Annotated in this window: 14 protein-coding genes; 6 read left to right on the forward strand and 8 right to left on the reverse strand. The window is 42.8% G+C overall.

Annotated features, from left to right (window positions below; all coding sequences use genetic code 11):
* Nucleotides 1–95 precede the first annotated feature (95 nt).
* Complete coding sequence (locus tag BUE31_RS25800; protein ID WP_073406782.1) at nt 96–425, forward strand: DUF3276 family protein; 330 nt, start codon at nt 96–98, stop codon at nt 423–425.
* A 92-nt stretch (nt 426–517) separates the two neighbouring features.
* Here the strand turns inward: BUE31_RS25800 and mgtE are convergent, their stop codons facing one another.
* Nucleotides 518–1,957, reverse strand: coding sequence for a magnesium transporter (gene mgtE / locus BUE31_RS25805; RefSeq protein WP_083620320.1), 1,440 nt, complete (start codon nt 1,955–1,957; stop codon nt 518–520).
* A gap of 194 nt (nt 1,958–2,151) precedes the next feature.
* Here mgtE and ychF point away from each other — a divergent pair, with 194 nt between their 5' ends.
* Nucleotides 2,152–3,255 (forward strand): redox-regulated ATPase YchF, encoded by a 1,104-nt coding sequence (ychF, locus tag BUE31_RS25810; RefSeq protein ID WP_073406749.1) that lies wholly within the window; start codon nt 2,152–2,154, stop codon nt 3,253–3,255.
* Nucleotides 3,256–3,474: 219 nt separating this feature from the next.
* Here the strand turns inward: ychF and BUE31_RS25815 are convergent, their stop codons facing one another.
* The 6 genes from BUE31_RS25815 to BUE31_RS25840 form a co-directional block, all read right to left on the reverse strand.
* Nucleotides 3,475–4,653 (reverse strand): glycoside hydrolase family 76 protein, encoded by a 1,179-nt coding sequence (locus BUE31_RS25815; RefSeq protein ID WP_073406750.1) that lies wholly within the window; start codon nt 4,651–4,653, stop codon nt 3,475–3,477.
* 58 nt (nt 4,654–4,711) lie between these two features.
* Nucleotides 4,712–5,848, reverse strand: a complete 1,137-nt coding sequence (locus BUE31_RS25820; protein ID WP_073406751.1) for a SusE domain-containing protein — start codon at nt 5,846–5,848, stop codon at nt 4,712–4,714.
* Nucleotides 5,849–5,872: 24 nt separating this feature from the next.
* Complete coding sequence (locus tag BUE31_RS25825; protein ID WP_073406752.1) at nt 5,873–7,522, reverse strand: RagB/SusD family nutrient uptake outer membrane protein; 1,650 nt, start codon at nt 7,520–7,522, stop codon at nt 5,873–5,875.
* Between the two features lie 24 nt (nt 7,523–7,546).
* Nucleotides 7,547–10,864: a TonB-dependent receptor gene (locus BUE31_RS25830; protein ID WP_073406753.1), complete on the reverse strand. Its 3,318-nt coding sequence runs from the start codon at nt 10,862–10,864 to the stop codon at nt 7,547–7,549.
* 208 nt (nt 10,865–11,072) lie between these two features.
* The gene (locus BUE31_RS25835; protein WP_073406754.1) at nt 11,073–12,281 is read right to left on the reverse strand and encodes a FecR family protein; all 1,209 of its coding nucleotides are present in this window, start codon (nt 12,279–12,281) and stop codon (nt 11,073–11,075) included.
* A gap of 279 nt (nt 12,282–12,560) precedes the next feature.
* A complete protein-coding gene (locus tag BUE31_RS25840) occupies nt 12,561–15,950 on the reverse strand; it encodes an ABC transporter permease (protein ID WP_083620325.1) in 3,390 nt (1,129 codons plus the stop codon).
* A gap of 437 nt (nt 15,951–16,387) precedes the next feature.
* Here BUE31_RS25840 and BUE31_RS25850 point away from each other — a divergent pair, with 437 nt between their 5' ends.
* Both BUE31_RS25850 and BUE31_RS25855 read left to right on the forward strand, forming a co-directional pair.
* The gene (locus BUE31_RS25850) at nt 16,388–17,419 is read left to right on the forward strand and encodes an SDR family NAD(P)-dependent oxidoreductase (protein ID WP_073406755.1); all 1,032 of its coding nucleotides are present in this window, start codon (nt 16,388–16,390) and stop codon (nt 17,417–17,419) included.
* A 14-nt stretch (nt 17,420–17,433) separates the two neighbouring features.
* Entirely contained in the window at nt 17,434–18,249 is an 816-nt protein-coding gene (locus tag BUE31_RS25855) for a helix-turn-helix domain-containing protein (protein WP_234997908.1), read from the forward strand.
* Nucleotides 18,250–18,256: 7 nt separating this feature from the next.
* Here BUE31_RS25855 and BUE31_RS25860 read toward each other — a convergent pair whose 3' ends face one another.
* Complete coding sequence (locus BUE31_RS25860) at nt 18,257–18,835, reverse strand: RNA polymerase sigma factor (RefSeq protein WP_073406757.1); 579 nt, start codon at nt 18,833–18,835, stop codon at nt 18,257–18,259.
* Between the two features lie 254 nt (nt 18,836–19,089).
* Here BUE31_RS25860 and BUE31_RS25865 point away from each other — a divergent pair, with 254 nt between their 5' ends.
* Both BUE31_RS25865 and BUE31_RS25870 read left to right on the forward strand, forming a co-directional pair.
* Complete coding sequence (locus BUE31_RS25865; protein ID WP_073406758.1) at nt 19,090–21,747, forward strand: glycoside hydrolase family 2 protein; 2,658 nt, start codon at nt 19,090–19,092, stop codon at nt 21,745–21,747.
* A 457-nt stretch (nt 21,748–22,204) separates the two neighbouring features.
* Nucleotides 22,205–24,865 (forward strand): ThuA domain-containing protein, encoded by a 2,661-nt coding sequence (locus tag BUE31_RS25870; protein ID WP_073406759.1) that lies wholly within the window; start codon nt 22,205–22,207, stop codon nt 24,863–24,865.
* The last annotated feature ends 106 nt before the right edge of the window (nt 24,866–24,971 follow it).

The raw sequence follows: 24,971 nt of genomic DNA on the forward strand, positions 1-24,971 counted from the left end.
TTACAACAAAAGTTCATTATTGTTAGAATAAATACTTGTACTTTGAAAAATTATTTATATTTATGCCAACCAAAACTAGTTACGATAAATATATTATGGGAGATTTTGAAAACAGAGAGCGTGAAGAGGTTTATTCAAAGAAGGTAAGAGCAGGGAAGAGGACTTATTTTTTTGACGTAAAGGCAACCCGTTCAAACGATTATTATGTTACTATTACCGAAAGCAAAAAGCGTTTGGAAGATGGCGTCTTTATTAAGCATAAGATCTTTCTTTATAAAGAAGATTTCGAAAAATTTGCTGATGGCTTAAAAGATACTATTGAGTACATAAAAGCAAACCAGGAAGTTGTGGAGAAACGTTACGAATACAGCGAAACCCAGGAAGTTGCTAAAACTGCCGATGAGGATTTTTCTTTCGAGATTTAATTGAACAAACTAAACTAACTAAACTAATATTAACCCCTGCCTAACCAGCAGGGGTTTTTTGTTTAGCTAAAAATTTGTTGTAGCCTATTTACCTAAATGCTAAAGCCAGCCGCTCTGGGAATAAGATTATGTATTAAAGCAGCATGATGTGCCGCTGCCGCAGGATGAAGAATGTCATGCATTATAATTGAGGCAATGCTGAAATAAATTATCAAACCGGTTACGTCAACAAGGGTGGCTACAAACGGTGCAGAAGATGTTGCAGGGTCGGCGCCAAGTTTTTTTAATACCAGCGGCAACATCGAACCTGCTAATGACCCCCAAAGCACAACACCAATTAATGCAAAGCCAACTGTAAATGCAATAAGCAGCCAATGCGGACCGTAAACGGTACTAAACCCGCTCCATATAGTTATCCTAAAAAAGCCAATCACACCCAAAATTACCCCCAGCATTAATCCCGAAAGTAATTCCCGGCGCATAACCCGCCACCAATCGGCAACCGTTACCTCGCCTAACGCCATAGCCTGTATAATTAATGTTGATGCCTGTGAACCACTATTACCGCCGCTTGATATGATCAGCGGTAAGAAGAATGCCAGCGCTACCACTACCCCTATCTCATCACCAAAATAACCCATTGCAGTGGCGGTAAGCATTTCGCCTAAAAACAAAACAATTAGCCAGCCGACACGTTTTTTTACCAGTTTAAATAAATTTATATCAAGGTACGGTTCATCCAGGGCCTCAGTACCTCCTATCTTTTGGATATCCTCGGTATATTCTTCGTTTGCTATCCACAAAATATCATCAACCGTAACTATACCTAATAACACATTAGCATCATCCGTAACCGGCAAAGCCACCCTGTTATTCATTCTGAATATGTTGATAGCCTCCTGCTGCGGATCAGTAGCTTTAAGGGCTATCAGCCTTCCGTCCATTAACTGGCTTATTTTTGTATCAGGATCAACCAATAAAATTTCCCTTATCCGGATATCATCCAGTAAAACACCTTTATCGCCCAACACATATATTACATCAATAGTTTCCGAGTTTTTACCGTATTCGCGAATATGCTTCAGCACCCGCTTAACATCCCAGCTTTTTTTCACTGCAATATAATCAGGCGTCATTAAGCGGCCTATGCTGTCCTCTTCGTACCCAAGCAATTGCAAAGCTTCTTTCCGGTCGCCAGGTGAAAGGTGCTGTATTAGTTTCTGTACAGCATCACCATGCAGCTCGCTAAAAAGTGCGGTACGGTCATCCGGAGGCAGCTCATTTATCAATCCGGCAACCCTTTGCCCCGAAATTTTTTTGATAATACGCTCCTGTGTAGGAAAATCCAGGATGCGGAATACATTTACAGCGCGGTTAAGCGATAATGTTTCAATAAACAAAGGGCCATGTTTAGGAAGTTCATCTATCAGCTCTTCAACTTCTGATATATTTAAGTTGTTCAAATATTCCTGTAACAGCGTATTATCTTCATTTTCCAGTAATGCGCTTATCTGTTCAACCATTTCTTCCATAAAAAATCCTCCGTTTACATATTTAAATCTGCGTGTTTTTTGTATTGCCGCAAAAGTCGTTTATTTTTTCAAATCACGGGCAATTTTTTCTGTTATCTTTGCAGCTTTTTGGGAGTGGTTCATAGTTGATAGTTCATGGTTCATGGCAGCTTCTATGAACTATCAACCATGAACCATGAACTAATTTATAAAAAATGGGACTTCAATGTGGTATAGTGGGTTTGCCGAATGTGGGTAAATCAACACTTTTTAATTGTTTATCAAATGCCAAGGCGCAGGCAGCAAACTTTCCGTTTTGCACCATTGAGCCAAATGTGGGTGTAATAACCGTTCCTGATGAACGCTTAACCAAGCTTACAGAAATAGTTAATCCTAAAAATGTTGTTCCAAATGTTATTGAGATAGTTGATATAGCAGGCCTTGTTAAAGGCGCCAGCAAAGGCGAAGGTTTGGGTAACCAGTTTTTAGCCAACATCCGTTCAACCAATGCCATTATACACGTTTTACGTTGTTTTGATAATGATAATGTGATCCACGTGGATGGTTCTGTTGATCCTATTCGTGATAAGGAGATTATTGATACTGAGCTACAGCTTAAAGATTTGGATTCGATAGAAAAGAAGATCCAGAAAGTTGAAAAAATGGCCAAAACAGGAGGCGACAAAGAGGCTAAAAAAACCTTTGATGTGCTTACTGTTTACAAAAATCATTTGCTGGCAGGTAAATCAGCCCGTACGGCTCCGGTTGCTGAAGAAGACCAGGAATATATTGCCGACATCTGGCTTTTAACCGCCAAACCGGTAATGTACGTTTGTAATGTTGACGAAGCATCGGTTAACACCGGCAATGCTTATGTTGAAAGAGTAAAAGCAGCAGTAAAAGAAGAAAACGCGGAAGTACTGATCATATCGGCACAAATAGAATCGGAAATATCCGAGATGGAAACCTACGAAGAACGCCAGATGTTCCTGGACGATTTGGGACTGACAGAATCAGGCGTAAATAAACTGATCAAAGCAGCATATAAACTGCTTAACCTGGCCACTTATTTTACTGCAGGTGTACAAGAGGTACGGGCATGGACCATCACCAAAGGCTTTACTGCCCCACAGGCCGCAGGTGTTATCCATACCGATTTTGAAAAAGGTTTTATCCGCGCGGAGGTTATAAAATATGAAGATTTTGTAAAATTCAATGGCTCGGAAGCGATTATTAAGGAAAACGGTAAATTAGGCGTTGAAGGCAAAACATATATTGTGCAGGATGGCGACATTATGCATTTCAGGTTTAACGTGTAGAGGAAAGAGACAAGAATCAAGAGACCAGGAGTCAAGAAAAATTGTCTGTATATCAGAATGTAAAAAGCGTCCCGGATCTCATCCCGGGACGCATAATCATCATCAAGTGATGATAACTAACCTAAACTATTATAAGCCCTTGCGTATTCAACGGAGTTTTTGACGGGTAAAAATTAATTTACTATAGGTAGATATAGGGTCCGCCTTTAAAGCCTCCGCTTACTGAATTTCGCCATCAGCTTTCAACTTCGCTGCCGCTTCAATCATCATTACGCCGCTTAGTTGTGTAGTAAGGTCAGTACTGCCTGATGGAAGTATGTTCCAATCGGGACTGATCATCATTGATGGCCTTCCAATACCTTTCAGATAAAGCGTTTGGGCATTTTTTTGCAGAAAATTGGCATATTTAATCTTATCAGCGGCATCCAGATCCGGCAATTCGGCTAACAATGTCAGGTACCTTACTGCAACTCCTTTAAACAGACCGCCGTCGCCCTGCCCTTCACTTTTAAATATACCGTTTGCAGTTAAATTGGGATCTGCAATTGCATTATTTGCTGTAAGAATAGCATCCTGCAGGTAGGCTGGGTCTTTTGTAATGTTATAAAGCTCAACTGCAGAGCCGATAAACAAACCCTGGTTATAAGTAAATATCCAATTATCCACCTGTCCGTCCTGGTTCCGGTTAATTCCATCAAGCACCACGCCCGATGTTGGGTTCACCAATTTGGCTTTCATCCAATTGTAAAGGCTTTTGGCTAAAGCCAGGTCCTCAGGCTTATTTTGCAGTTCATAAAACCGCGCAGCCAAAATTGTCATATTACCGGTTGACGGGATATTTTTATAGTATAACTGTGTCCGTTGCCAGGCAATACCTCCCCCTGTTATGCTGTTTGAACCGCCTTTAATTTCAGCATAAAGAATTTGGGCAACGTTCAAATAATCTGCATCGCTGGTGATGTTATAATCCCTCAGGCTCGCATTAGCCAGCCAACCCATATCGTCATAAAATTCGTTTGGATATGCACCGCCGTTAGCTATTTTAATACCATTTAACAGCGTTTTCATCCGCTGGGTATAAACCCCGCTTTTTGTTCTTAAATAAGCATCAGTTAAAACATCCAGCATGTGTGCATTCGGCCAATAGTTGAAGGTGTTGTTGCCGCTATTATTTTGAATAAAGTAATTCCCATCAGCAGATTTAAACGTACCATAAGTAAAGGTTTGCAGTGTATCAGCAAGTGATGCATAATTATAAACAAACGGTTTTACTGTAGTGGTATCGGTGTTTTTGGGAGGCGGTACCGAATCGTTCTTTTTTGAACAAGACAATAATGCCAACCCAATAAACAACGTTGATATGGTTAGGGTGTAATAATTAATACGTTTGAATTTCATAGTGTAGAATTAAAGATTAATGGGTTACAGCTAATTAGCTGTAACCCATTAAAGCCGTTTATTTTAATGTAATTGTATTGGTATAATTAGGTATACCGGGGCTATAATTAACATTCACATTGGCATTTTTGTTATTGTAACCCGGGTTAACTTTGAAACAAAAATTAAACTGTGAATTATCTACCGGGTACATGTAATAATAAGACGCAGGCGTTGCAGCAGAAGGGTCCTGGTTATCGGAGTTTATACTTCCATACCATTCTACTGATTGATTTCCGGCTGAATCCATTACAGTAAATTTATACTTGTAACGGCTATCCAAACCATATGACTCTTTCGGAATGGTTATAGTGGTGTTATCAATCTCCCACTGGCTGTTACCTATATAAGGTAGTTCAAAATAAACTTTATTATCCGGCGCATTAAAGAATCCAACGGAAACAATCTGCGTGATAGTAGCAGCGGCATTACTAAGGTCAATAGAAATTCTGTAAACATTTTTGCTGCCTGTTACGGTTGTACTGCCACCTGCCACAACAGAGGAATTGTTTTGTACAGAATATACAGCAGGTGTTCCGCTGTTCTTATCAATTAAAGTGTAGCTACCCGGCTGTAAAGAAGTGTAAAGCTCAAAAAGGCCATCACCTGTTTTTTTGAAGGCAATTGCCTGTGTAATATCACTACCCTTCTCTGTAGCCGTTCCTGTAAGATAAAGCGTATTTGGAAGAACAGCAAAGCCGGCAGGCCTGGTTATCTGAATTGTATGAGTTGTTGTACTAACTTTTGCATTGGTTGCTTTAGAAACAATAACAGTCCATTTTAATGTTCCGGTACTTAACGACGCGATGCCTGCCAGTGATGCAACGGTGTTCAAAACCTTTTGTGTTATTGTGGCCTGTGCCTGCACCCCTGAGCCATCAGAAAGCACCTTGTAAACCGGTTTGCTGAAATCGCCATCTGCTTTATCAAAAGCTACCTCATAAAGTACCAGGTCCTGTGTTGTGCTTGCACTCCATTTAAACTGTATACTTGGGCCCGTTGAAGGTGCCAGGGTGAAGCTTGCCGCATTTTCAGGTGCCGCAAGTGCGGTTACCGGGGCTACGTCGGTATTAAGGGCCCTTGTATCCTTTTTACAGGAAGTTATTGCTATAATGGCTAACATAACCACAAAGCTTAATTTTATAAAAGTCTTCATTTTTTCTGTTTTATGGATTATGAATTAATAGCCTGGGTTTTGAGTCAGATTTTTGTCAAGACTAAGATCATTTGCAGGTATTGCCCATAAATAATCCCTGGCCGGGTTAAATTGCCTTTTCTGGGCCCTGATATAACCGTTATCCGTAGTTAGGTCTCCAGAGAACCTGGCGCCATGCGCATAGCCGTTCATCGTAACTTCAGCTATTTTCCATCTTCTGATATCATCTGCTCTTATACCTTCAAAGGCTAATTCTACTCTTCTTTCCCGTCTGATAATAGTGGCCATATCACCGCTGGCAGGATAATTTAACGCACCCGGATCAGTAAAGCCGGCCCTCGCCCGCAAGGCGCCGATAGTTTGGCTCCAAACGGTTGCATTCATTTGCCCCAGGCTGTTTTTTGCTTCAGCATAATCAAGCAAAATTTCGGCATACCTGAATAAATGCAGGTTCAAGCCTGATACATAACTGGCCAATGCATTTGGATCGAAATACTTACGCCAATAGTAGCCTGTTGGCGATGAGCTTTCCCTGTCTCCAACAAACTCGTCGGGACCGTTAGGGTTACTGGAATTATCAGAAGGATCACTTCCGGGTTTTATATAAATGGTTTTACTTGTACCATTTACGCCGCCACCGTTATTCCATTTGTATCCATCATAAACTACGGTGGCAGTAAGCCTCGGATCGCGGTTTACGTATGGGTTGTTTATATCATAACCAGATGCAGGGTCAGTAATTGCTTTTCCGTTTAGCATAATATAATCGTCAACCAATTCCTGTGTTGGCGAATTAGCAATTACGCGGCCACCTACTGATAATGGGGCAAAGTCAAAAAAGTCTGACCAGGTATATGTAGTAGGCACGTATTGTAATGAAAGGATGGTTTCGTTATTGGTTTTGTTTACTACCTTATCGCTAAACAAATCGGTGTAGCTTGAATTTAATGAATAGGTGCCGTTAGTAGCCTGGTCGTTCATCAGCTTTTCGCAAACGGTCACCACATCAGCCATCCGGTCGCCCTGGTATAATAACACTCTTGCTTCCAGCGCCAAAGCGGCGCCTTTGGTGATCCTGCCGTTTTCACTTGCCGGAAGTGCATCTTTTGAGGGCAGGTTAGGTATAGCCGCATCCAGTTCGGCAAGAATAAATTTAACAACATCTGCTTTCGGCGTCCGCGCTATCACTTTTGCCTCATCGGGAGTAATGTTGTTTGTAACCAAAGGCACATCACCATACCATTTTGTTAAGTTAAAATGTGCAAAAGCACGTAAAAAACGTGTTTCGGCTATCATTCTGTTCAATACATCTTTAGATAGCGTGGTATTTTGGCCAACAAAAGTTAAAAACTCATTACACGACTTTATGTCGGAGTAATAATTTGACCAATCTCCAGCAAACTTTCCGGTAGCAGCGGTTGCATTTCCGCCAGATATGATGGCAGGATCTCCGGCGCGTGAATATGCGTTATCAGACAATGCTTCGGCGCTAAAATACAGTCCATCATTATAAATTAAATGGTAGTTATTGTATAATGCGTTGTATACGTTAGCATCAACTTTCCAAAAAGTAGCGTCCGAAAATCTATCAGTGGGAACAATATCCAGTTTTTTACATCCTGCTATTGCGGTAGTTATTAAAACTGCAATGAAGAGCTTTTTTAAAAGGTTCATATTTCTATATTTAAAATGTTTTTATTAAAATGTTAAATCAATCCCTACCCCGTAAAATGCCGATAGCAGGTAACTACGCGGGCTGTTTGAGCTTGAGGTTATAGCCACATTACTGCCAAACTCTGTTGTTTCAGGATCTGCAAACTTTAGCTTGGTAAGCGTGGCCAGGTTTTGCCCAATAAGGGAGATCCTGAACTTTTCGATCCCCAATTTTTTCACAACGCTTTTAGGAAGCGTGTATCCGATATTTACATTTTTTAGCCTTGCATAAGCGGCGTTATACTTAAAAAGATCGGATCCGGTTTGCCAGTTGTTAACGTTTGAAGGACCCGAAGTAGCTAATCTTGGATATTTGGCGTTCGTATTTTCAGGAGTCCAGAAATCAGTTTGATGGTCATAAAGGGTCGCTCCGTACCCTCCCTGGTAAGGTTCAACCAATTCACCTCTCAAAAATTCATCTCTTTTACCAACTCCCTGTACAAATACCATCGCATCAAAGCCAGCTACAGCTATTCTGTAGGTAAACCCAAAAGTGTATCGTGGAAATGGATTGCCCAATTCGGTTTTATCTTTTGCATCAATTACCCCGTCATGGTTTAAATCCTTAAACTTTACGTCGCCGGGGCTAACTGCAAGGCCCGCTATTTTAGGGGAAGCTGCTATATCGGCCTGACTTTGGTATAAGCCATTTGTTTCGTAGCCATAGTATTCAGTTATTGGCTGGCCTACTTTTCTTATCAATGCGTAAACGTCCGGCTGGTTAATTTGCTGTGTTGCCGTTCCGGTTAACTTCAATAACATATTTTGATTGTCGGCTACATTTACGCTAAAGCTTTGCGTAACTTTTTGACCTCTTAAGGTATAGGTCAATTGAGCTTCCCATCCCGCATCTCTAACTTTGGCAACGTTGGCATCCGCAAGCCCGGCGCCAAAAATTGAAGGAACGTCCTGCGGTGTTTGTAAAATATTACGGGTTACTTTATTAAAATAATCAAATGAGCCAGAGAGCTTATTATTGAACAAACTAAAATCAACACCCAGGTTAAAAGTTGCTGCGCTTTCCCATGTCAAATCAGGGTTCGATTGAAAAGTGCCGGCGCCACCCACCAATGTGTTATTAAACCCATAGGCAGCTGTATAATTAAAATAGGTAGTTTCGTATTGAAAGTTGCCAACATTTTGATTGCCCAATATACCATAGGATGCTCTCAGTTTAAGATTGTCAAGGGTATTGCTGAATTGCTTCATAAAATCCTCATCTGTTACCAGCCAACCTGCGGTTACTGACGGAAAGAAACTCGCCCTCTTGCCGGGTGCAAACTTGGATGACGCATCGTTGCGAAACACAAAATCTAAAAAATACTTGCTTTCATAATTGTAATTTACACGGCCAAATACCGACAGCAAGCTGTTGGCATCAATACCAACGCTATTGTTTGAGCCGGTAGGGCTTATCGTAGTACCTGTTGTAGGGGTTCCTAAAGTGGGGTCAGTAAGGCTTTTCGATAAGTTGAATCCTCTTCCGCTATAAGTTTCGCTCGAAACACCAACCGTAGCACTAATTGAATGCTTGCCTATATTCTTATTATAATTTAAATAAAGCTGGGTGTTAAACAGGTTGCTTTTGTAATTTCCATCATTAACAGAAAGGTCATTATTGGCTGATGCTCCCGCGGGTAAAAAGTCAACTACTTTATCATTATAAAAGCTGCCGTTATTATCAAGGGTGCCGCCAAAAACACCGGTTAACTTTAAGTCTTTGGTAATGGTTAAAGTACCGTTCAGGTTCCCAAAAATCTCATCATAATCGGTTTGGTTAAACCCTCCTAATCTTAACATGCCCAATGCATTTTGCTGAGATGATACCGGGTTGGTTAAATAATTACCATTAGCATCCTGCCAGTTAAAATTCGATGGTACGCGATTGGCATCGGCGATAGTAAAACCTTCATTGGCAGCAGTTGTTTTATTCCGGCTTTTGGTATAATTAAGTATTGCGTTAAATTTAAACTTCCCTATTATTGAAGTTTGATTTAAGCGCAAGTTATATTTCTGATACCCATATTTACTGCCTGAGCCGCCATTGCCAACAAAGCTGTTCATTTGGTCCTGGTAGCCGCCTGATATAAAATAAGAATTGGTTTCGCCACCACCTGTTATGTTTAAATTGTGCGACTGCAAAGGCGCATTGTATACCAAATGGTTTAAATCCCAGGTTCCTCTGCCTTCGTTTTGCAATTCCTGGATCTGCTCAGGTGTGTAAGCCGGCGCCAGGCCTGAATTAACCAGGGCCATATTTTTATCATACGCATTTTCTGCGGCGCCTATTTTATGCACCATTATGTCGGGCACCTGTACCCCATAACTACCGTTATAGGCTACAGTAGCTTTTTGGTTCAGCTTTCCGCTTTTGGTTGTGATTAATATTACGCCATTAGCTGCACGCGAACCATAAATAGCAGCCGAACCGGCATCTTTAAGTATAGTAACGTTTGCAATGTCGTTAGGGTTTATTGTATTCAAACTGCCGGTGCTTTGGGTTACAATTCCATCAATTACCACTAATGGATCATTGTTGCCTGTAGTGCCTATCCCTCTTATGTTAACAATGGGGTTGGCACCGGGATCAAGCGAACTTTGCTGAATAATTAAATTTGGCGATTCGCCCTGCAACGCCTGGAAGGTATTTAAAACAGGTTTCCCGCCAATATCTTTTGCGCCAACCGTGTTTACTGCTCCGTTTATGTTCGCCCTGTTTTGCGTACCGTATCCAACTACCACCACCTCGTTAAGCTTCGTACTTTCTTCCTTAAGCTTTATGTTAATTGTTGTATTGTCGGTAACAGGAACTTCCTGCCGAACAAAACCAAGAAAAGAAAATACAAGTGTAGCCCCATTATCAGCTACCGAAATATTGTACTTACCCTTCAAATCAGTGCTAACAGCGTTTTGGGTGTTTCTTTCCCGCACGGTTACACCCGGTAAAGGCGCTCCGGTAGTATCCGTTACCACACCTGTAATTGTTTTTTTAAGCGCCTGTTCAGGTAAAGGCTTCCTGGTAATTAAAATTGTTGTGTTTTCAATGGTATATGAAAGGGGCTGATTTTTAAAGCAGTCGTCCAGCGCATCCTTTAAATTTGTGTTTTTCACATCCAGTGTTATAAGCTTCGATGTTTTTAAATCGTCGGCATTATATAAAAAGTCATAGCTTGTTTGTGCCTGGATCTTTTCAAAAACCTCCTTGATGGTCGCGCCTTTAACCTTGAGAGTGATTTTTTGCGCGTACGTCGCTGCAGACACCTGTAAAAAAGTTGCCGTTAGCAATATAAGGGTTAATTTCATGACGAGCAGTGGTTTATGAATGCAGCAAGGTTGCTTGCTGCAAGTAAAATCAGTAAAAATTTTATACATTTGAATGTTAGATTAGTTAATTGATTGTGTTAAGCTGCAATTGTTTTCATTATCTGACTTTGGCCTTTGGGCTTATAACCAGGGGCGTTCTAGCGCTCCTGGTTAATTTTGCAGATAATTGTTGTTAAGCATATGTTGATCACTTCATAACAATTATCCTCCTTCCTTCAACTGTAAAATGAATTTTGCCTATCTTTTCCAGGTATTGTAGTAATTCTGTTATACTTTTTGAGCGATAAAATGTACCCCCGAATTTCTGATTGCTCACATTCCCCTGGTAACTTACGCTTACGTCATACCAGCGCGACACCTTTTTCATGATCCCGGTAATATCGTCATCATCAAAAATGAAATAACCATTTTTCCAGGCCATGGCATCTTCAATATCCGCGTCAGACACGGCTATGTTGTCCGAGTTATTATTGACGATTGCCTTTTGCCCGGGCCTGAGCAGCGACCGCGCGTTATTTTTGGTTACCTGCACAGCGCCTTCCAGTAGCGTAGTTGTGATCTCATTATCATCGTTGTAAGCCGCTATGTTAAAATGGGTACCCAGTACTTTAACCTGCACATTGTTTATACTTACATAAAATGGCATTTCCTTATTTTTTGCTACTTCAAAATAGGCTTCCCCACTAAGCGATACATGCCGCTCCTTCCCGGTAAATGCCACAGGGTAGCTAATTGATGAGGCTGCGTTTAACCATACCTTTGTACCGTCAGACAAAACAACCTGGTAAGTGCCGCCTCTCGGGGTTGAAAGCGTGTTTATATTATCCTGGTTTGTAGCTGCATCCGTTTTACTTGCAGTACTGTATAAAATCTGCCCGTTATTTGTTTTTAAAACATTGCCAGCTGCCGTCTGCGCCAGTAAACCGTTCGCTGCGTTTTTTAGTACGATTGTTTTACCGCCGGCTAATGTTAAAATAGCCTTGTTACTTCCCGGCACAATTGCTCCTGCCCCCTGATCAGCAGTATATTTTTTTGTTGCTTGATTCGATGTGTTTTTATTGAAGATGATTAAGGCAGCCGTTCCGAAAACCAGCAATGCCGCAGCAATTTGAAACCACCGGCGGCTGTAAAATTTGACAATAACCGGATAGGCTTCTTCAACAACCGGGGATTGAGTAAATCTTGGGTCTGATTTAATCCGGCTTAATACGTCAGCCGATTGCTTGCCCCTAAATTCAGGGCCTTTGTTAAAGTTAATCAGTTCCGTATCAATAACATCAGCAATTTCATCCGGATTGGTATTATTTAAATATTCCAACAGCTCGACACAATCAGCACGGCTTATTGTATCATTAAAATATTGATGCACCAGGCGCTGCAGCTTAGCTTTTTTCATTGTTCAGTATGGTTTATAATAATCCCGGACGGGTGGTTTTGTATATAGAACACCGGAGAATGGCGGAAGGACTAGTTGAAAATAAAAAAAATTAAAACAGGTTTGATTTTTCTCTTTTGGTGGCGCACTATTTCCACGTATGATGGCACATTTACCACCCTGATGCGCCAGAAGCCAGAACGGCCGGATTTGACAAAAATCAATAAACGGCCCGGAAACACCGGTTCGAACTCATCATTCATTCAAGACCGAAATCTTTTGACGAGAAAATGAGTTGGACTACTCGCTTCTTAAGCTTTTTACCGGATTAGCCAGGGCCACTTTAATGATTTGAAAGCTGACGGTAATTAGCGCGATCAAAATGATCACACCAGCGGAAAGTGCAAACACCCACCATTGCAGCGGTGCACGATAGGCAAAACCTTGCAGAAAGCCGTTAGTGGCATACCATGCCAGCGGCATGGCGATCGCGATCGCGATAACGATCAGCACGATAAACTCGCGTGACAAGAGGACAAACAAGGTATTTACACCTGCGCCAAGCACTTTGCGGATACCGATCTCCTTAAACCTTTGTTCGGCGGTGAACATGGCCAGGCCCAATAGGCCGAGGCAGGAAATGAAGATGGCCAGTAAAGCAAAAGTGTCAGCCAACCGATTGATGATCTGGTCATTTTGGTATAAATGCTCATATTCCTGATCGGTAAAATAAATGACCGCTGGGAAGGCTGGGTTAAGTTGTTTGCTTAACCGCTGAATTTCTGCCAGCGCGGTTGGCGTTTTACCCGGTTGCGTCCTGATCAATATCACACCGCCGTGCTGGTTCTCGCCGGCGGCCAGTACCATTGGGCCTACTGTTTCATGCAGCGAATGAAAATGAAAATCTTTGACAACGCCCACGATCATGCGTTTTTTACCCAGCCAGGTAATAGGCTGGCCTACCGGATGCTTATACCCGGTTAACCTGACGGCCGTTTCGTTCAGGATATAGCCCGAAGTATCCGCGGGATTATCAGCAGCGAACTCATGGCCCGCCAACAGCGTCAATTTCATCGTTTTGAAGTAATCATAACCGATGGCCACGTGGGTAAACTGCGTGTTCATCTTCGGATCATGACCGATCCAGTTTACGGCGGCGCTGCTGCCATAAATATCGACCGGCGGCATATTGATACGGCTAACCGCCTGTATGCCGGGCTGGTTTAACAGCTCGTTCTTAAAGACCGCGTATTTGGCATCAAGTTCCCCTTCAACCGGCAGATAGACCACGTTCTCGCGGCTATAGCCCAGGTCTTTTGACGCCATAAAGCGCATTTGACGAGAAACAATGACCGTGCCGGTAATCAGCAGGACGGCCAGTACAAACTGGAACACGACCAGCCCTTTACGAAGCAGTAAGGTACCGGTATCCAGTTTGATCGTGCTTTTCAATACCTTGACCGGCTTAAATGCGGATAAGATCAAAGCCGGGTAAAAACCGGATAGCAAGCCGGTCACCACCGTAATGCCCAATAGCTCTAACCAGAAGAGCGGCTGGCCGAATGGCAGCGCGATCTGCTTTTGGACCAGTCCGTTGAACCAGGGCTGCGCCAGCCATAGCAAGGGCAAAGCCAGCGCAACCGCCAGCGCGGTTACGATCAGCGCTTCCCAAATAAACTGGCTGATCAGCGCCGGCCGCAATGCGCCGATTGCCTTGCGCACGCCGACTTCTTTGGCCCTTTTCACCGATCGTGCCGTCATCAGGTTCATGAAATTGACACAGGCGATCAGCAGGATAAAAACACCGGTGATGCTGAAAATGTGCACATACGTGATTCTGCCGCCGTCAGGTCTGCCGCTTTGAATGTTATTGTTTAAATAGGCGTCGGCATAGGGCTGCAGGGCCAGGTCGGTGTAAGCGATCGCCTTTTTACGGTCGATATGCCAATACAGGTCAAAGAACCGGGCGATCTTGGTGTTGACGGTTGTCGCGTTCGCCTGCGGCCGTAGCATCACAAAAGCGTTAGGCCCGTTATTGCCCATTTCTTTGGCCCAGGGATAATTTTCCAGGAAGGTGTCCCAGTTGAGTAAAAAGTCGAAGTTTTGCGATGATTTTGCGGGCAGGTCGTCAAAGACGGCTGTGACTTTAAAATCCTTCCGGTTTTGGTAGCGGATCAATTGTCCGATTGCCTGTTCCGGGCTTCCGTAAAATATCCCGGCCATTTTTCTGGATATTGCAATGGAAGAAGGCGAGTTGAGCGCGGTTTGCGCAGTACCGGCCAGCAAGCGGTAACTGAATAGCTTAAAGAAATCCGCTCCCGCCGAATTGCCGTTCATCTTAACGACTTTATCACCGGCCCGGAAAGTGCTGGTCTCGCCGAAACCCATATTCGTGGCATATTGTATATCCGGATAGCTTCTTTTTAGTTCGTCCGCCAGGATGCCCGGCATTTCATAACTACCGGTTTCCGTATCGTTGTAAAAATCGCTTTTATACACTTTGAACAAGCGTTCGCTGCCTGCAAAGAAAACATCCGTGCTATACTCGTTCTGCACCCATACCAGGATCAGCAGACTGCAGGCCAGCCCGACAGCAAGCCCTGAAATATTGATGATGCTTTGCGCCTTATTTCTTAACAAACCGCGCCAGGCGGTCTTGATATAATTCCTGATCATAAAATTGCGTTTGATTTCTGAACGCAATGATACCGGCTGCAGGCGCTGCGGGAGGCCCGTATTATAACTTGGGCGCTGTTTGTCCAGCTCACTTTTGTATTCGGCCGCGCTTTTCCCGGTCAATTCCCGGAAAACCCGGTTAAAGGTCGTCTTGGAATTGAAACCTGATTCGTAGGCGATCCCCAGCAGGGTGAGCTGGTCATAAGCGGGCTGCCGCATTTTCCGGGATACTTCCTGTACCCGCAATTCATTGATAAAATCGTTAAAGTTCTTTTTGAGGCCCAGGTTGATGATGCGCGATAATTCGTGTACCGGGACGGTCAGTTTGGCTGCCAGCGATGGCAGGGTCAATTCGGGATCTTCGTGAAGCCGCCGTTCCTTCACGGTTTGTTTCAGCCACCTGCTTTTTTCCCGTAAGCCGTCGGCAATCATTTTTGGCTGCGCTATTGCGGTAAAAACTCCCGGCTTTAAGATCACTTGCGCTGCCATAACGACAAGTACCGCGGCGGAAGCAAGCAGGAAAACAGGACTAAACAATTCCAGCAAAACACTAAAGGCCAGCAAATACAAAAACGTTTCCAGCCGCCGGAATGCAAAACGGGGCCTGTCCATCCATACGGTCTGCATACGGTCGTAAAATTGCTGTATCACCCGGTGAGATAGGTATAAGTAAACGAGAATGGAAACGGATACCAGCCAGCCCGGCAACAGCGGGCTGAGAAACACAACAGTGAAATGCGCACAATCCATCCTGCGGAAAGGCTGCTCCGGCCGAACTGTTTTGCATGTAAAAAAATAAATCAACGGGCCCAGCGCCAACCAGAAATCTACCGGTAACTGCGCCAAATGCAGGGACCATACCACCAGCGCCAGGCTTAACCACAGGGCAGTAGCCGGAGATTGCTTTCCGGCGAATCCTAAAAGTATGGCCAGTGTAAGCGCGCTGAATATAGCCGCCAGGCAAAACAGATCATAAACGGCGATATGAAATATATAGGAATGCAAGTGGCTCATTCAGTCAATTTTTGTTCCAAATCTATAAACAATTGATTGATAGTAAATTACTTCGAGTGAAACTTACAGATTGTAACGGAAGCGAACGTCCTATGTTCGGTTTTGTCAGAAGCTAAGAATAAACGCTGCTGGATGTGCAACACTGTTTGGGTTTCAATTTAACCGGCCGGCCCTTTTTACATTAATGAGCCTTGAATGATTAATGATAATCATCCAATGCTGAATGCGCCATTATAAGTGGAAATAGTATGCCATCAAAAGCGGGAAATCACAACAGGCATCTCGCCCTTTAAATTTCGCATCACTTTTAATTCTCAACACTCTTTTTTTGCAAAACAATGCTATTAAATGGTCCTTAAAACAAAAGATTTAGGCCTTTAAAACAAAACCTGCCGTACTGCATCCCCGTACTTTTGTGTTATCAAATAATGATTAGTATGAAACAGCAAGAAATAACAGACAATTACAACGGTATTTTACAACAACCCATTGGCTCAGGCTTTACAGCCTTTTCAACAGCAACAGATGTAATGAACGGGATTGACCTAAGCGGCAAAACGGTCATCGTTACCGGTGGCTACGCCGGCATAGGTTTAGAAACTGTTAAAGCCTTAACCACCGCGGGCGCTAAAATTATAGTCCCAGCACGTGATATAAATAAGGCTGCCAAAAACCTGGAAGGAACAAAAAATGTTACCATTGAGCAATTGGACCTGATGGATCCGGCATCCATTGATGCCTTTGCCCGAAAGTTTTTGGAAACTAACGAGACACTACATATCCTGGTTAATAATGCCGGCATTATGTGGGTGCCGCTCCAACGCGATCTGCAGGGTTATGAGTCGCAGCTTTCAACCAACCACCTGGGGCACTTTCAGCTTACCGCCAGGCTTTGGCCCGCATTGAAGCGGGCAAATGGCGCGCGGGTGGTCCACCTATCTTCCTTCGGACATCAAATGGCCCCATTTAACTTTGAAGACCCCAACTTTGAGCATCGCGATTATGAAACGCTGCAAGGATATGGTCAATCAAAAACAGCTAATAACCTGTTCACAGTAGAATTGGACTATCGCGGCAAACAATCCGGCGTGCGGGCATTCTCTGTGCACCCGGGTTCAGTAATTGGAACAGACCTGGGCCGCGTAGCACCGATGGCTTTGTTTCAGCAAATGGGGACACATGACGCAAATGGTAACCTATACCCTGAGGTGGCAAAAAAGCTAAAAAACCTAACACAGGGCGCCGCTACATCCCTGTGGTGCGCAACCAGCCCCCAGCTTGATGGCATAGGCGGCGTTTATTGCGAAAATGCTGATATTGCTGAACCCGACCTGGGGAATATAGATCATCAGTATGATGATCCTTCAACGTTACGCGGGGTTAAGCCTTACTCAGTAGATGCAGATAATGCAAAGCGGTTGTGGCGTTTAAGTGAAGAGTTAACCAATGTCGTTTTTAAGGCAGATTAATTAATTTTGTGCGAATGATGGGGCATCAAATAGAATACATCCATAGTGACATCAAACGATCGCGCTTTGAAGATCAGTTTTTTAAAGCCGATGTGCTTTTTGAGGATCATTTACTGGTTTGGCTGATTTCCGGTGAAACCAGGATAGTACAAGCTGACCATACTTATCTGCTAGGCCCTGGTGACGTTCTGTTGTTTCCCCGTCATTTGTTGGCTACGGTGCTAAACTATCCTAAAGATGGCTTACTGCATCAATCGGTAACAATGCATTTTACGACGAACCATCTTAGAAATTACTACGATAAAAACACAGTGCCGGGTAAAACGGGGCCTGCGCCCACCCCGGCATTTCAAACTTTTGAACAGCATCCGTTACTTAAAAGCTGCCTGGCCTCTTTAATCCCGTACTTCGACCTTAAAGAAAAACTGCCGGATGCCCTCGCTTCGCTTAAAATAGATGAGGCGATTCACATTCTTATGGCCATAAAACCAGATATTGACCATGTGCTGGCCAATTTTGCAGAACCGGGAAAGATTGACCTTGCCAATTTCATGGAGCGAAATTATATGTTCAACATGCCTATGGAAAAATTTGGCTACCTAACCGGGCGCAGCCTTACAACCTTCAAACGCGACTTTAAAAAGGCTTTCCAAACCACGCCGCAAAATTGGCTAACCCGTAAACGACTGGAACTGGCGCATTATCAAATCAGGGAAAAGAACCGGAAACCGTCAGAAGTGTACCTGGAAACCGGCTTCGAAAATCTTTCACACTTTGGCTACGCATTTAAGAAGCGCTTCGGTTATGCCCCTACTGAAAAAAATGGATAGATATTATTTAAATAAGATAAGCCAGTACAATGCAATAGATGATATCGGAATACCTCAGCTGAGATCGCAAGGTCTTCAAAGCCTCAACCATATGGTTTTTTACCGTATTGGGCGAGATGTGTAATTGCTCGGCAATTTCCTTATGCGAAAGGCCTTCCACACGGCTTAACTTAAAAACAAGCTGCTGCTGGCGCGGAAGCTTTTCAATAATCTTATCGGTAAATTGCTCCAGGTCGCGGGCCAGTACTTCTTCTTCGGTACTATTTTGCTCCTCAATAAAATTGAGAAGGTTTTCAACAAAATCGTTTGATTTGCAAGCCTGCCTTAATGAATTAAGCGACAGGCGCTTTGCAACAACATACAGATAAAGCCACATATTACCTTCCGGGTCAAGCTTTTCCCTGCTGAGCCAAACATTGATGAATGTTTCCTGTACAACCTCTTCGCTCAGCGCCTTATCCTTCAAAAAACGAAATGCAAGCCGGTAAACCTTCTCGCTGTATTGTTCATATACCGTGGTGAATACATCCTCATTGCCATCAATAAGCTGCCTAATGCTGTTACTGTCAATGAGTTTGTTTTGCACTATAGTATATATTTATAATCGGTGGCTAAATGTAAAAAGTATTAAGTGAATATTAAATAATTCCTTTTAAAATATTATTTGTCTGCTTTTCTGATTTTTTTAAGAATGCCATAATGTTCGGAAGATGCTTTATCTGTTCATTTTGTTTTTGGATGATAAAAAAAGCGTGTTAAAAAACCGTCAAACACGCATACTTGCAACCTGGCCTCCATAAAAATATATTTATTTTTATCTTTAGCCCATTAATATTACCTATGGCCACTTTCAAATATTTAGCTAAAACCCCTCTCCTGTTTGTTATTCTTTTTTTGTTGCCATTTGCACAGGCATCAGCACAAAATAAATATGAACTTAATACCGGCTGGAAATGCCAAAAATTGAACGATGTGCGTGTTGATGGCACACAGATCTCAAAAACTGATTTCTCAATTAACAATTGGTTAAATGCCACGGTACCCGGAACCGTTTTAACTACATTGTTAAATAATAAAAAAGTCCCCGATCCTTTTTGGGGAATGAATAATGCACATATAAAAGATATATACAATACCGGGCGAGATTATTATACCTACTGGTTTGTTAAAGATTTTAACCAGCCCGCACTAACAGGAAATAACCAGGTATATCTAAACCTGAGAGGTGTTAATTATAGCTGCGAGGTTTATCTAAATGGTAAAAAAGTAAATAAACAAACCCATTTCGGGATGTTTTTACGGCAGTCGTATAATATCACCTCATTAATCAGCAAAAGCGGCAAAAACCGTTTGGCGGTATTGGTTTACCCACCCGATCCGGTTGGGAACCCTAATGGCGGACAAGGCGGCGATGGCCGGATAGCCAAAAACGTGGGCCTGCAATATACCGCCGGCTGGGACTGGATCCAGCCAATGCGCGACCGCAACACCGGCATTTGGGATAAGGTAACCATTGAAACAACAGGTTCAGTACGAATTACTGATCCGCATATAATCACGCTGGTTCCGGGTATAAGGCAGGTTGAAGGCAAACAGCAGCCGGCAATTATCAAATCATCCGCAACATTAGTTAATGCTACCAATAAAGCAGTTAACGGAGTACTACAGTTTATTATTGACGGGCAGCGGGTTGTAAAGAATGTAGTTGTTAAGCCAAACTCATCTGCAGAAGTTAACCTGAATGATCTGATCTTAAAAGATCCGAAATTATGGTGGCCAAATGGTTATGGCGCCCCTCATCTTTATAAAAGTTCCATTCAGTTTTTAACAGCAAATAAACTATCCGACAAAACTGATATTAATGTTGGTGTAAGGGAAATACAAACCAGCTGGAACGGGCAAACGCATAGCAGGCAGGTTGAAGTTAACGGGCAAAAGATCTTTATTAAAGGCGGCAACTGGATCATATCCGATGCCATGTTGCGCTTCACCGATGCGAGATATAATGCGGAGGTGCGTTTTCACCGGGATATGAATTTAAACCTTATCCGGGTTTGGGGCGGCGCTTTAGTTGAGCGGCCTGAATTTTATAATGCATGTGATGAATATGGAATGCTTGTTTTCCAGGATTTCTGGGTTTCTGGTGATGCTAACGGAAGATGGTTTGACCCTATGAAGAAAGATGACCAGTGGACCAGGCGTAAATACCCTGACGATCATAAACTATACCTTCAATCGCTTGCCGACCAGATAAAACTGGTACGTAATCATCCCTCCCTGGCTATCTGGTGCGGTGGTAACGAGATCACACCGCCGGAAGATATTTTACTGCCCGTACGCGATTCTATCCTGCCAAAGCTTGATGGCACCCGCTGGTTTGTTGAATATTCTAACTCCGATAAAATGTCGCTCAATACACTGGGCGGCAATGGTGACGGTCCTTATGGTATTCAGCCCGACTCGGCATTTTGGAAAGTACGTACCTTCCCTTTTAACTCCGAGATAGGATCGGTGGGGATTAATGATTTTGAATCGTTAAAGCGCTTCATCCCAACTGAAAACCTTGTTGCACCTGAATATTCGGAGGATAAGAAAAAGAATAAAGTTGATTCTGTTTGGGATTATCATAAATATATTGGCTATGATGCTTCAATTGAAGCATATGGAAAAGCGAAGGATGTAAAAGACTTTGCCGCCAAGGCCCAACTGGTTAATTACAACCAGTACAGGGCACTGATGGAAGGCTTTAGCGCACACATGTGGGATTGGTATACCGGCGTCATCATCTGGAAAACCCAGAACCCATGGACCGCTATGCGCGGGCAGATGTATGATTATTATCTTGACCCTAACGCCTGTTTATATGGTCTGCACAGCGGCAGCGAACCACTGCACGTGATGTACAACCCATTAAATGGTATGGTTACCATAGTAAATAACACGTTTACTACTAAACGCGATTTAATGCTCTCTATAAAAACTTATGACATGCAGGGAAAAGAAAAGCTGCTGACCCAGGTTTTTGAAGAGATCCAGCCACAATCTGTTAAGGGTTTTGTCCCGGTAAAAGGTGAGGTTGATGCACTTGCCAAGAAAGAAGGCGTATTTCTATCGCTCAGACTTACCGATGTAAAACAAAATATTGTGAGCGATAACCTGTACTGGCTGCCCGATGAAAAAGATATTTATTCCGGTTTGAAAAAGATAGCTGCATCGCAGGTTGAAACCATTGCCAAACAAATTGCCCCCGGCAAAATTGAAGTTACTTTGTCTAACCCTTTGAATGCGCCGGTAGCATTTTTCAATAGGGTATCATTGGTGGATGCACAAAGCGGCAATCGTTTGCTGCCGGTATTCTATAGTGATAATTATGTATCGGTTTTACCGGGCGAACATAAAACCATTACGCTGAATTATGATGCCGGCAAAATTAAAAGTACGCCGATGATTAATGTGAGTGGGTGGAATTTGAAGGATCAAACAATTAGCATTAAATAAAGAATTTAACCTTGTTTTGGTTAGCGTTGTGGTCAAGAACGCAGGCCTTCGACCTGCGCTGATATATTAGGCCCTTTCAGGGCTAGGAAAAACACAATATTCAAAGGTAGGGGCAACATACGATAGCGCAGGTCGAAGGCCTGCGTGATTGATAGAGTTCAAACCTGTGGTGTTCTAAACATTAAAATATAAATAGCCACAAATTAACAGCATACGTTATCGATGTTTATTTCTGACGATTATTGCGATAAAATGTTGTGAATCTGCGAGTTTCACTAATATTCAAATACACTATGCACCCAATCTCTCTGCAATCGATTTCATAAATCTTAAGTGCATGAGTAACAATTAAGTATCATTTCAATTTCACAGTACATTTTATCCCTTTTTTATTTAAATTGGACCCCGTTAAACCAATTTTAATTACCGATATATTTTATCATTAAAAAATAAGCCAATGCGACTTAAATTTACTTTTTTGCTTTTTATCCCCCTTTTGTTTTTGGGCTTTGCTCCTGTAAAACCAAAAATTTTGGTTTTTACCAAAACGGCGGGCTTTCACCATGCGTCAATCCCATTGGGTGTTGATGCAATTATAAAGCTTGGCAAAGAGAATAATTTTGATGTGGATACTACATCTGACGACAAAAAGTTTATTGAAAGCAATCTGAAAAAATATAGTGCCGTTGTATTTTTAAGTACTACCGGCCCCTTGCTAACTGCTAACGAGCGGAATGATTTTGAACGATATATCCAGGCCGGTGGTGGTTACGTAGGTATCCATGCCGCTGCTGATGCAGAATATGACTGGCATTGGTATGGCCGCCTGGTTGGTGGTTATTTTGTTAGTCACCCGGCGCAACAGGAAGCGGTGCTGCATGTGGTTGACAGAACCCATATTTCAACTAAACATTTACCTGCTGAGTGGAAAAGGAAAGATGAATGGTATAATTATAAAGAATTGAATAAAGATGTACATGTGCTGATCACCATTGATGAAACCAGCTATAAAGGCGGCATTAATGGCGCCAACCATCCAATGGCATGGTATCATAATTACGACGGCGGCCGGGCATGGTACACCGAGCTTGGCCATACCGATGAATCATATAGTGACCCGCTTTACCTAAAACACATCCTTGGCGGAATTCAATGGGCCATGGGCGATCATCATAAATTGAACTATGGGAAGGTGACTACCGAGCATGTTCCCGAAGAAAATCGTTTTGTAAAAACCCAGCTGATAACAGGTACTTTTTTCGAGCCGACCGAGTTAACTGTATTGCCAAATCTTGATGTGCTGATCACTCAGCGCCGCGGCGAAATAATGCTTTATAAAAATGATACCAAGGCCATTAAACAAGCAGGCTTTTTAAATGCATACTGGAAAACACATACCAAAGGCGTAAATGCCGAAGAAGGTGTATTAGGCATTCAGGCTGATCCGGATTTTAAAAACAATCACTACGTTTATATTTATTACAGCCCGGCAGATACAAGTGTTAACCGTTTATCGCGCTTTACATTTGTAAATGATACCATTGATAATAAAACTGAAAAAGTAGTATTACAACTTTATTCGCAGCGTGAGATCTGCTGCCATACAGGTGGTTCAATAGCTTTTGGACAGGATAATATGCTATACTTGTCAACAGGTGATAACTCAACCCCGTTTGATGAAGGCGGAAAACCACCATATAATACCCATGCTTTTGCACCACTTGATGACAGGCCAGGCTATGAACATTATGATTCAAGGCGTTCAGCAGGCAATACCAATGATTTGCGCGGGAAGATCCTGAGGATAAAAATGAAACCAGACGGTACGTACGACATCCCGGAAGGAAACCTGTTTAAACCCGGGCAGGAAAAAACCAGGCCTGAAATTTATGTTATGGGCGATAGGAATCCTTACCGCATTTCGGTTGATAAAAAGAATGGCAATTTATATTGGGGAGAAGTTGGCCCTGATGCAAATAAGGACAGCCTTGAAACAAGAGGGCCACGCGGCTACGATGAGCTAAACCAGGCGAGAAGCGCGGGCTTTTTTGGCTGGCCGCTCTTCATCGGGCCAAATATCCCGTATCGTGCTTATGATTATGCCACAGGTGTATCAGGTCCTGCATTTGATCCGGCAAAGCCAATAAATGATTCAAAAAATAACACAGGTTTAAGAGAATTGCCACCCGCACAACCGGCTTTTATATGGTATCCTTACGGGCCGTCTGCAGATTTCCCCGAGGTAGGCTCAGGTGGACGTACAACAATGGCCGGACCGGTTTATTATACCGATCTGTACCCTAAAGCAACCCGTTTCCCTGATTATTATAACAAAAAAATGATCTTTTACGATTGGATCAGGGGTTGGATAAAAGCAATAACCTTACAGCCAAACGGTGATTTTGATAAGATGGAAGCATTTTTACCCTCCATTAAATTCAATTCACCAATTGATATGGAGACCGGTCCGGATGGAAGGATCTATGTGCTGGAATATGGCAGCGGCTGGTTTACCAAAAACGTTGATGCAGGCTTAGCCCGGATTGACTATAACAGAGGTAACCGCGCACCTGAAATAACAAAAATTAACGCCAGCAAAACTTTCGGCAAGCTTCCTTTACCTGTACTTTTCACTGTTGTGGCAAAAGATCCTGAAGGAGATAAAATGAGCTATACCTGGAACCTGGGCAACGGCGTAACCCGGAAGACCCTGGTGCCAAGGCTTAATTATACTTACACCAAAAAAGGAAATTATAACGCAACCGTTGATGTTAAGGACGACCAGGATGCAACCGTAAAAAGTAAACAGATTAACATCCTGGCAGGCAGCATGGTTTCAAACCTGGCTAATATTAACGCAAACAGCCCGGGCAAAGCATTAATGCTATCGCTTGATTGCAAAACCTGTCATAAAATAGCTGAAAAATCAATAGGGCCAGCATTTACTGACGTGGCTAAAAAATATCCAAATAACAAGGCTTCAATGGCGCACTTAACAGAAAAAGTTAAAGAAGGCGGAAGCGGTGTTTGGGGTGATGTTGCCATGCCGGCGCATCCGGCGTTAAAACCAGCAGAGGCTAAACAAATTATAAGCTGGATCCTATCGCTTAAACAATAATAATTTCAACAAACAACCAGCAGGATAATTGATGATAATTATCCTGCTTTTTTATTATACCAATCAATTGTGTTATTAAATTTGACCGCACATTTGAACATTTGTA

Source organism: Mucilaginibacter sp. OK098 (genome assembly GCF_900142915.1).
Classification (GTDB): domain Bacteria; phylum Bacteroidota; class Bacteroidia; order Sphingobacteriales; family Sphingobacteriaceae; genus Mucilaginibacter.